The sequence below is a fragment of the Polaromonas sp. P1_G4 genome, from assembly GCF_056405475.1.
The window spans coordinates 1-9,136 of sequence record NZ_JBFUCA010000132.1 but is presented as its reverse complement, the minus strand read 5'-3'; the positions used below and the strand labels follow the sequence as shown (position 1 = coordinate 9,136).

Here is a 9,136-nt window from a genome sequence, read left to right as displayed (position 1 = left end):
CATAGGGCTTGAGCGCGGGCGTCACCACCTCCAGCCCTTCAACCGCGCTGAGCACCGAGATCGCCGGCGTGATGACGCTGTCGMCGTAAAACAGCGAAGCGCCCAGCACGCCCGTCAGCAGCAGGGCGGTGCGCGCCTTCGGGTTGTGGCCTGCCGCCTTGGCCGCCAGCGCGGTCAGCGCCATGATGCCGCCTTCGCCATTGTTGTCGGCCCGCAAGATCAGCAGGATGTACTTGAGCGTGACGATCATCATCAGGCCCCAGAAGATCACCGACACCGCGCCGATAAGGTGCTGGGCATCCAGTGGCACGCCCGTGGCGGGGCTGAAGATTTCCTTCATGGTGTAAAGCGGGCTGGTGCCGATGTCACCGTACACCACACCCAGTGCGCCCAGCGTCAGCGCCGCCACGCCTTCGCGGTGGCCTTTTTTTCGCGTTGTGTTGTTGGCGGCTGTGGCCTGGCCCTCTGCAGCAGCATTCGCAGTCGTTGCGACATTTCCCATACATTCCATCCGTCAGTGAACAAGGCTTCACTGTCGGCCGGCGGGCATCAGGAACGCATAAGTACGCGTAAGGAAATCGCCGTTCAGGCCGGTATCAGTCCACCGCCAGCCGGTAACCCACGCCGGTTTCGGTCAGTAAATGCCGGGGCTCGGCCGGTTCCTGCTCAATCTTGGCGCGCAGCTGCGCCATGTACAGCCGCAGGTAATGCACGTGCTCGGTGTATTCGGGCCCCCACACGTCGGCCAGCAGCTGCCGGTGCGTCACCACGCGGCCCGCACTGCGAACCAGCCGCGCCAGCAGCTTGAACTCGGTGGGCGTCAGGTGCAGGGTCTCGCCGTGCAGCTGCGCGGTGTGCAGCGTCAGGTCCACACGCAAACCATCAAGTTCATGCACCGTTACGGCCGCGGCCAGGGCCGTGCCGCGGTGGCGCAGCGCCACGCGTATGCGCGCCAGCAGCTCGCTCACGCTGAAGGGCTTGGTCAGGTAGTCGTCGGCGCCCGCGTCCAGCAGCTTGATTTTTTGCGCCTCCTGGTGGCGGGCCGACACCACGAGGATGGGCAGCGAATGCTTGCGCCGCACTTCCTGCACCAGCTCAGCGCCATCACCGTCGGGCAGGCCCAGGTCCAGCACAATCACGTCGGGCGGGTCGTTGCGCACCAGCGCGGYGGCTTCGCTCAGCGACACGGCCGTCTGTACCTCAAAGCCTTCCACCGACAGCGACGCGCGCATCAGCTCGCGCAGGTCGCGGTCGTCTTCCACCACCAGAAGGCGCAGGCTCATGGCTGCATCCCGGCGGGTTGCTGGGCCTCAATCGGCAGCGTCAGGGTAAAGACATTGCCTTCACCCGATTCGCCAACATCACGGCGCGACGATAAAAAGAGCCGGCCCTGGTGCGCCTCTGCAATGGCGCGGCACAGCGCCAGGCCCAGGCCCGCACCGCGCGGGCCGGACTGGTCACCGCGCGCATAGGGCGCAAAGATGGCCTCGTACTTGTCTTTTGCAATCTGCGGACCGCTGTCTTTCACGGTCAGCCGCAGCGTGTTGCCCTGGGCCTCCACCGACAGCGCAATCGCACCCGTGCTGTACTTGAGCGCGTTGTCCAGCAGGTTGTCTACCAGCTGCGCCAGCAGAACCGGGTCTGCCTTGATCAGCGGCAGCCCGGCCTGCACGGTGGAGGTAATGCGGCGCTCGGGGTCGCGCTTGCGCACGCGCGCCAGCACGGTGCCGACAATTTCTTCTGGAGACTCCCACTGCCGCGCCGGCGGCTGCGCGGTGTTGGACAGCTGCACCAGCTGCAGCGTGTTCTCCGTCACGGTCGATAAATAAGAGGCCTCACTCACAATGCTGCCCAGCAGCCGCGCCTGCTCGGCTGGGGCCAGCTTGTCGCCCTGCGTTTGCAGCGCTGAAGCGGCGCCCACCACGGTTGCCAGCGGCGTGCGCAGGTCATGCGAAATGGCCGCCAGAAAAGTGCTTTGCACCTGCTGGCGTTGCGCTTCGCCCTGTGCCGCCTGCATCGAGTTGCTAAGCTGCAGCCGCCACAGCGCCTGCCCCAGCAGCGCGCACAGCGCCTCGGCATGTTCGCGCCCGCCGGTGTCGTGTGCCGGTGCGGGCTCTACCCGCGCGGCGCCGTGCATCTGCGCCTTGTCGCCCAGCGGCAGGTACCAGGCGTTCAGCCCCGGCCAGCGCCCGGTGCCGGGCCCCAGCGTGGCCGCTTCGCGCATGCAGCACTTCATGCCGTCCAGCACCGAAGACTCCAGCACCGCCGCGTTCGACAGCTCGCCCCCTGCCTGCAGCGTGCCCAAAAGGCAAGGGCCTTCAAAGGCTTCATCCAGCGCCGCCTGGCCCAGGGTGGCAATGTCGTGTGCCGTTGCTGCGGTGGAAAGCTGCGTGGCCAGGCCTTGCAGCTGGCGCGCGCGCTGCTCGTTCAGCTGCGCCGCGGCCGTTTCGCGCCGCAGCCGCGCAGACAGGTGGCTGATGGTCAGCGCCACCAGCAGCATGCTGAAAATCGCAATCAGGTGATCCCGGCTCTCCACCTCAAAGGTAAAACGCGGCGGCACAAAAAAGTAGTTCAGCGCCGTCACCGCCACCAGCGCCGAGGCCACAGATTCCTTCCAGCCCATGGTGTAAGACACCACCACCACGACCAGCACATACAGCATGGCCTGGCTGGCAATCGTGACTTGCCTGTCGAGCAGCAGCCCGCCGCCGGTGGCGGCTGCCAGCAGCAGGGCCACGATGGCCCAGTGGCGCAAACTTGTGCCGGTGGCGGGTGTAGGTTCAGCAGCTTTCATCATCAGAAGCCCAGCGTACCATCGGCCGCATCAGGATTGCATCAGGAAGGCTTGGGGGGTGTGGCGAGGGGCTGGGCATGTCCCAGAGCCGCAAAATGCCCGGAATTCTTGACTTGTATCAACTTTTACCTATAAAAAGTGCCTGCAGCCCAATAGGAATCTGCGCGAGCAGCTATGAAATTGATAGCGAATAGACCCCTGCGGCACAGCCTTCCCGCTCCTTGTTGCCCCCCCGCGACCACACATAACCCCACTGCCAAAATCGCCTCATCCTGTTAAGCTGGCTGCCCGACTTTTCATAACGATTTGAGAGACAACACCATGCCCGGACTCCTCCCCAACGTTGACCCTGACGGACTGCTCGAGTTTTCGGTGGTCTACACCGACCGCGCCCTCAACCACATGTCAAAAAGCTTCCAGGGCGTGATGAGCGACATCTCGCGCATCCTCAAAGACGTGTACAAGGCGCACGCCGTGGCCCTGGTGCCCGGCAGCGGCACCTACGGCATGGAAGCCGTGGCCCGCCAGTTCGCGGGAGGCAAGCACGTCATGGTCATCCGCAACGGCTGGTTCAGCTACCGCTGGACGCAAATCTTTGACATGGGCCACATCCCCGCGTCGCACACCGTGCTCAAGGCCAAACAAACCGGCCCCGGCGCGCAAGCCCCCTGGGCGCCCGCACCCATTGCCGACGTGGTCGCCGCCATCGCCAAAGAAAAGCCCGCACTCGTTTTTGCCCCGCACGTCGAAACCGCTTCCGGCATGATCCTGCCCGACAGCTACCTGCAGGCTGTGGCCGCCGCGGTGCATGCGGTGGGCGGCCTCTTTGTGCTCGACTGCATTGCCTCCGGCGCCATGTGGGTCGACATGAAGGCCACCGGCGTTGACCTGCTCATCTCCGCCCCGCAAAAAGGCTGGAGCAGCTCACCCTGCTGCGCCATGGTCATGCTCAGCGAGCGCGCCCGCGCCGCGATAGACGGYACCGCCAGCTCCAGCTTTGCCTGCGACCTGAAAAAGTGGATGCAGATTATGGAAACGTATGAAAACGGCGGCCATGCCTACCACGCCACCCTGCCCACAGACGCCCTCACGCGCCTGCGCGCCGCGATGAAAGAAACGCAAGACTACGGTTTTGCCAAAGTGAAGGCCGAGCAGGAAGCCCTGGGTAGCAAGGTGCGCAAACTGTTTGAAAGCCGCGGCCTGCCCAGCGTGGCCGCCGAAGGCTTCAAGGCCCCGGGCGTGGTCGTCAGCTACACCACAGACCCTGACATCCAGTCCGGCAAAAAATTTCTTGCACAAGGTTTGCAAACCGCTGCCGGCGTGCCGCTGCAGTGCGATGAGGGCGCCGACTTCAAGACTTTCCGCGTCGGCCTGTTTGGCCTCGAGAAATGGCACCAGTCTGACCGCACTGTCGGCCAGCTCGCTGCCGCACTCGACCAGATCGGCCTGACCGAGAAGGCGCGCCAGGCTGTCGCGGCCTGAGCGGCTGTTTCTCATCGGGAGCTTCGGCTCCCTTTTTTATGTCCGCTTTCCGTTTTAATCCATCCCTTTATCTATTCATTCCTAAAGAGACGTGTCCATGAAATGCGCTTTGGTCGGTTCCCGTTTTTTCGCAGCCTCGGTGTTTGAGGCGCTTCGCAAAGAAGAAGGCATTGAGTTCACCAGCATCGTCGCCCCCGCTGAAGACGACCGGCTGGCGATTGCAGGGCGCGCCGCCGGCATCCCCGTGCATGTGCTGGCCAACCCCAAGATCGTCCCCGGCGAGGCGATTGCCGAAGGCACCGAACTCATCATCGCCGCGCACACGCATGCCCGCGTGAGCGACGACGCACTGGCACGCTCGCGCCTGGGCGGCATCGGCTACCACCCCTCGCTGTTGCCACGCCACCGCGGCATCGCGGCCGTCGAATGGACGATTCTGGAAGGCGACCCGATTGCCGGCGGCTCCGTTTACCACCTGGCCGACGGCTGGGACGCCGGCGCCATCGCCGCGCAAGACTGGTGTTTTGTCAAAAAAGGCGAAACCGCCCGCGAACTGTGGGAGCGCGCCCTCGCGCCCATGGGCCTGGCGCTGCTCAGCAAAGTCGTGCACCACGCCCGCCTGCAAGGCAGCCTGCCCGCCGATGTGCAAGACCCAGCCTTCGCCACCCGCGCCCCCATGCTGCGCAAGGCCGTGGTGCTGACCGAAGAGGTCTCATCCGCCAACACTTCGTTGGTTGTCTCCATCGTCGGCACAGACCGGCAAGGCATCGTCAGTTCCCTGGCCGACAAAGCCCAACGCTTCGGCGCCAACTGGGCCGCCAGCCGCATGACACGCCTGGCCGGTGAATTCGCCGGCATGGTCCACTTCGAAGTCCCGCGCGAAAACGCCGACAACCTCGCCACCTCGCTGCGCGGCCTGCAGTCCAGCGGCCTGCAAGTGGTCGTAGCAAAGAGTGACGGCGCCAACACCCCCGCCGCCCTGCGCGTGTTTGAACTCGAACTGGTAGGCGAAGACCGCCTGGGCATCGTCAGCAACCTGACCAAGATGCTCGCCGAGCGCGGCATCAGCATCGAGAGCATTCACACCGACATCGTGCGCAGCGGTGTCTCGGGCAAGCAGACTTTCAAGGTCGAGGCGCATTTGCTGGTGCCGGCCAATTTGTCGGTAGAGGCGTTGCAGAAGGAACTGGGTACCCTGGCCAGCGAGATGATGCTGGATRTTGCGTTGGGGGAGCGGCAGCTTGCTGTCGGGTAAGTCGACACGCCCCTCGGGCACGAAGTGAGCTAAGAGTACGGAATAGCAATGGTTGACATCGTTGTGGCGGTGGTGGTTGTCGGCGCCCTGGGTGTGCTGCCCATCGTTGGGCTCATCATTCAGGTGTGGCGCGACCGCCGGGGCAAGCGGAGGAATGCGCAGGGCCGGTGTTATGCCTGCGGCGGGTCGGGCTTTCTATGGCCTCTGCCTCACTACAAAGGCGCAACCTTCAATTACTGCCTGCCATGCAGTCAACGCCAGCGCCGGATGTCCACGATGACCGGACTGATCGCTGCCGGGGTTCTGGTGGTGGGCTTATGTACTTGGTTGATCGCTCGCGAGCTTTAAGAGATTTCGCTTGGAGGAGCGGCAGATTTCTGGCAAGTGAGCTGAGATTCGGTTTGTCCGGCGTGGTGGCTGCGAGTGCTGGCAGTAACGAAAATCATGATTTGCTGTAATAGCCCTGAGTTCAAGCAACACTACCAATCCTGAAACCCTGACCAGCGACTGCATTGGCATCAGTTCATGACATCAACGACAAGCAGCATGTTCATGACTATCTTGCTTTGGCGYTCAAGATGTCGGCGAAGACGTGAGGAGGCCAATTGCGTGCCCATTTGAAACAGAAAATAATCGATGTTTGCGAAAACAAAATCAAAGAGAAAGGCGAAAACGTCGGCGTGTCTTTCTACGMGTTTTTTGCCAACAAGAATGACAACCCGGAGCTCCTGATGGAGGCCGCAAAATGGTGGATCCAAACGCACCGGCTGGACCACTTTGAGAAAGCGTTGAAGATCAGGCGTCTGGTTGAGCAGGAAGTGGTCGATTGAGAAAAACCGCGCCTTGATGTAAGCCTCCTCCAGGGCCATATCCGCCCCAGGCACCCTCTTTTTTTCCAGACGACCCCAAGGCGTCTCGCAAGCAACTTTCGCAACTCTCAAGGATGCCAGCGCGAAACCGCCCGTGGCGTGTGGGCCGACTTGCTTCCGGCGAGCGCATACGACAGCTGGTTCGCCGCGCGGATGACACTCTTTGCGTGCTTCATCAGTTTGGTTTTTGACAGCCGTGCACTCGGGCCCGAGATGCAGATGGACCCCAGCAATCGCCAGTTAAGGCCGAACACCGGCGCCGCGACACTGGCCACTTCGGCTTCGCGTTCGCCCATCGAGATCTGGTACCCCTGTTCACGGATCGACTCGTAGGGTTCTCCCGCTGCGCCGCTGAAGGCCAGGATCACACGCCCCGGCGCGCCCTTGTTCAAGGGCAGCCTTTCCCCGACGCGCACGTGGTGCCGCACCGATTGYGGCCCTTCGACGCGCGCCACGCAGGCGCGAATGTCGCCTTCGCGCACGTAGAACGACGCGCTCTCGCCGCTTGCCTCAACGAGCTCGTGCAGCGTGGGCTCGACGATGCGATTGACGTCAAACCCGGCCTGGTAGCGCGCACCCAGCCAGCCGGCGGCCGGCCCCAGCCGCCACTGGCCGTCGTCGGCCTGCACCATGTATTGCGACAAGGCCAGCGTGCGCGCCAGGCGCAGCACCGTGGTCTTGTGCATGTGTGAGCGCCGGCTCAATTCCGCCAGCGAAAGCGTTGACTCGCCCACCTCAAAAGCTTCCATCAACGAGAGCGCCCGCGTCACCGCGATGACGCCGCCGCCTGTCTCAACTGGCTCATTTATCGGATCGTTTCGCATGCCGCACCATGGTTCACTGTATGAAACGGTATTGTATGGCGTGCAACGCGCGCCTACAGTCACACCCATACCGCAGCTATTGTTTAAAGCGGAGCCTTGGAGACATACATGAAACTTTCCCGCCGTTACGCGCTGGCCGCTGCCGTCGCGTGTTCCCTGGCCACCAGCGCCTTTGCGCAGGCCTGGCCCACCAAACCCATTCGCCTCGTCGTGCCATTCCCGGCCGGCGGCGGCACCGACATCATCGCCCGCGAAGTCACGAACAAGCTCATGGGCCCGGGCTACACCTTCATCGTTGACAACAAGCCGGGCTCGGGCGGCAACCTCGGTGTAGACGCCGTGGCGAAGTCGCCGGCAGACGGCTACACGTTGGTGCTCGGCCAGACCAGCAACCTGGCCATCAACACGAGCCTGTATGCCAAACTTCCGTATGACCCCATGAAGGACCTCACGCCCGTGAGCCTCGTGGCGAGCGCGCCACTGGTCATCGTCGTCGCGGCGGATTCGCCGTACAAGACGCTCGCCGACATCGTTGCGGCGTCCAAGGCCAAACCCGGCTCCCTGAACTACGCGACCTCCGGCAACGGCACCGTCGCGCACCTCGCGACCGAATCCTTCCAGAAGGCCGCAGACGTCAAGCTGACGCACGTGCCGTACAAGGGTGCGGCGCAGGGCGCCACCGACCTGATTGGCGGGCAGGTGCAGCTCTACGTGTCATCCATCCCCACGCTCATTGGCCACATCAAGAACGGAAAAATGCGCGCCATCGCCGTCACGTCGGCCAAACGTACCGAAGACCTGCCGCAGGTGCCAACCATTGCCGAGTCCGGCTACAAGGGCTTTGAGGCCGTGACCTGGTTCGGTATTGCCGGGCCTGCGAACCTGCCAAAGGATGTCGTCGCCAAACTCAACGCCGACATCAACAAGGCGCTGCAGGCGGCCGACCTGCGCAAGAAGCTGCGCGACCAGGGCGCCGACGTGGAAGGGAGCACGCCGGAGCAATTCAGCAAACTGATCCGGGAAGACATCACCCGCTGGGGCAAGATTGTTAAAGAATCCGGCGCGAAAGTAGATTGACATGACACAAGACATCATCCGCAAATTTGACCGCGTGCCGGCCGCCGTTGTGCGCCAAGCCGCTGCATTCCAGCCCGCCATCCTGGCCGACGTCGCCGGCCGCCGGGGTGCGATGCACGGGCGCATCAAGGCATTGCGCCCCCGCATGAAATTTGCCGGTACGGCCTTCACCGTTGAAGTTCGCCCTGGCGACAATCTGATGATCCACGCGGCCATGTCGTTGGCACAGCCGGGTGATGTGTTGGTGATTGACGGCAAGGGTGACCTCACCGCGGCATTGATGGGCACCATCATGATGACCGCCTGCAAACAGCTCGGTATCGTCGGTGTGGTCATTGACGGCGCAGTCCGTGACACCCTCGAAATCGACGAAATGGATTTCCCTGTCTTCGCGGCCGGGTACAACCCGAACGGCCCGACCAAAACCTGCCCGGGCCGCATCGGCCACCCTGTGACAGCAGGCGGTGTCACCGTGCATGCGGGCGACTTCGTGATGGGTGACGCGGACGGCGTTGTCGTCGTTGAACGCGAGAAGATCGAATCCCTGCTGCCGGCCGCTGCGAAGAAGGTGGCCGACGAAAACGCACGGATAGCGGCGATCAAAAAAGGCGACACGGCGGCCAAATGGCTGGAGTCAGCACTGCGCAGCGCCGGGGTATTGAAAGAAGGCGAGTCGCTGTGAGCAACGGGCAACCTGCCATGAAAGCCGCCGTGAAACCCGTCATTCTGGTCACTGCCGCAGACCTTGCACCCGAAGCGCTGGCGCTTCTGCAGGGCTACGAAGTCATCTACGCCGGCAAGACGCCGACAGAAGAAGACATCGTCGCCCTCTGCC

10 protein-coding genes and 1 pseudogene are annotated in these 9,136 nt (G+C 63.2%); 6 read left to right on the top strand and 5 right to left on the bottom strand.

All coding sequences use genetic code 11. The features are described from left to right. The 3 genes from AC1D1X_RS08895 to AC1D1X_RS08885 form a co-directional block, all read right to left on the bottom strand. Positions 1-502: KUP/HAK/KT family potassium transporter (locus tag AC1D1X_RS08895; protein WP_477698154.1), on the bottom strand; the 502-nt coding region annotated here is incomplete at its 3' end. Between the two features lie 94 nt (positions 503-596). Next, positions 597-1,283 (bottom strand): response regulator, encoded by a 687-nt coding sequence (locus AC1D1X_RS08890; protein WP_477698153.1) that lies wholly within the window; start codon positions 1,281-1,283, stop codon positions 597-599. After that, positions 1,280-2,794: a sensor histidine kinase gene (locus AC1D1X_RS08885; RefSeq protein ID WP_477670087.1), complete on the bottom strand. Its 1,515-nt coding sequence runs from the start codon at positions 2,792-2,794 to the stop codon at positions 1,280-1,282. Before AC1D1X_RS08885 ends, AC1D1X_RS08890 begins: the two co-directional genes overlap by 4 nt. Before the next feature lie 321 nt (positions 2,795-3,115). On the opposite strand from AC1D1X_RS08885, the gene AC1D1X_RS08880 reads away from it, so the two are divergent. The 3 genes from AC1D1X_RS08880 to AC1D1X_RS08870 all read left to right on the top strand — a co-directional run bounded on the left by AC1D1X_RS08880 (position 3,116) and on the right by AC1D1X_RS08870 (position 5,879). Next, positions 3,116-4,276 carry an aminotransferase class V-fold PLP-dependent enzyme gene (locus AC1D1X_RS08880; protein WP_477670086.1) on the top strand — a complete coding sequence of 387 codons (1,161 nt, stop codon included), beginning with the start codon at positions 3,116-3,118 and terminating at the stop codon, positions 4,274-4,276. A 97-nt stretch (positions 4,277-4,373) separates the two neighbouring features. Further along, positions 4,374-5,531 carry a formyltransferase family protein gene (locus AC1D1X_RS08875; RefSeq protein WP_477698152.1) on the top strand — a complete coding sequence of 386 codons (1,158 nt, stop codon included), beginning with the start codon at positions 4,374-4,376 and terminating at the stop codon, positions 5,529-5,531. A gap of 48 nt (positions 5,532-5,579) precedes the next feature. After that, positions 5,580-5,879 (top strand): hypothetical protein, encoded by a 300-nt coding sequence (locus tag AC1D1X_RS08870; protein WP_477670084.1) that lies wholly within the window; start codon positions 5,580-5,582, stop codon positions 5,877-5,879. A gap of 170 nt (positions 5,880-6,049) precedes the next feature. On the opposite strand, the gene AC1D1X_RS08865 is transcribed toward AC1D1X_RS08870, so the two are convergent. Together AC1D1X_RS08865 and AC1D1X_RS08860 are read right to left on the bottom strand one after the other, a co-directional pair. Then, positions 6,050-6,400: a hypothetical protein gene (locus AC1D1X_RS08865; RefSeq protein ID WP_477698151.1), complete on the bottom strand. Its 351-nt coding sequence runs from the start codon at positions 6,398-6,400 to the stop codon at positions 6,050-6,052. A 68-nt stretch (positions 6,401-6,468) separates the two neighbouring features. Continuing rightward, positions 6,469-7,224, bottom strand: coding sequence for an IclR family transcriptional regulator (locus AC1D1X_RS08860; RefSeq protein ID WP_477670082.1), 756 nt, complete (start codon positions 7,222-7,224; stop codon positions 6,469-6,471). Positions 7,225-7,332: 108 nt separating this feature from the next. On the opposite strand from AC1D1X_RS08860, the gene AC1D1X_RS08855 reads away from it, so the two are divergent. From AC1D1X_RS08855 to AC1D1X_RS08845, 3 genes and pseudogenes are all read left to right on the top strand, one after another. Continuing rightward, positions 7,333-8,301: a Bug family tripartite tricarboxylate transporter substrate binding protein gene (locus AC1D1X_RS08855; RefSeq protein WP_477670081.1), complete on the top strand. Its 969-nt coding sequence runs from the start codon at positions 7,333-7,335 to the stop codon at positions 8,299-8,301. 1 nt (position 8,302) lies between these two features. Then, complete coding sequence (locus tag AC1D1X_RS08850) at positions 8,303-8,983, top strand: RraA family protein (protein ID WP_477670080.1); 681 nt, start codon at positions 8,303-8,305, stop codon at positions 8,981-8,983. 17 nt (positions 8,984-9,000) lie between these two features. Continuing rightward, positions 9,001-9,136 (top strand): annotated as a pseudogene (locus AC1D1X_RS08845) (3-phosphoglycerate dehydrogenase); the annotation flags it as partial.

What these genes read in the sequence shown, in the direction of transcription:
- AC1D1X_RS08885 (WP_477670087.1), bottom strand. Translation starts at nt 2,794, where the DNA reads ATGAAAGCTGCTGAACCTACACCCGCCACCGGCACAAGTTTGCGCCAC.
- AC1D1X_RS08870 (WP_477670084.1), top strand. Translation starts at nt 5,580, where the DNA reads ATGGTTGACATCGTTGTGGCGGTGGTGGTTGTCGGCGCCCTGGGTGTG.
- AC1D1X_RS08855 (WP_477670081.1), top strand. Translation starts at nt 7,333, where the DNA reads ATGAAACTTTCCCGCCGTTACGCGCTGGCCGCTGCCGTCGCGTGTTCC.
- AC1D1X_RS08850 (WP_477670080.1), top strand. Translation starts at nt 8,303, where the DNA reads ATGACACAAGACATCATCCGCAAATTTGACCGCGTGCCGGCCGCCGTT.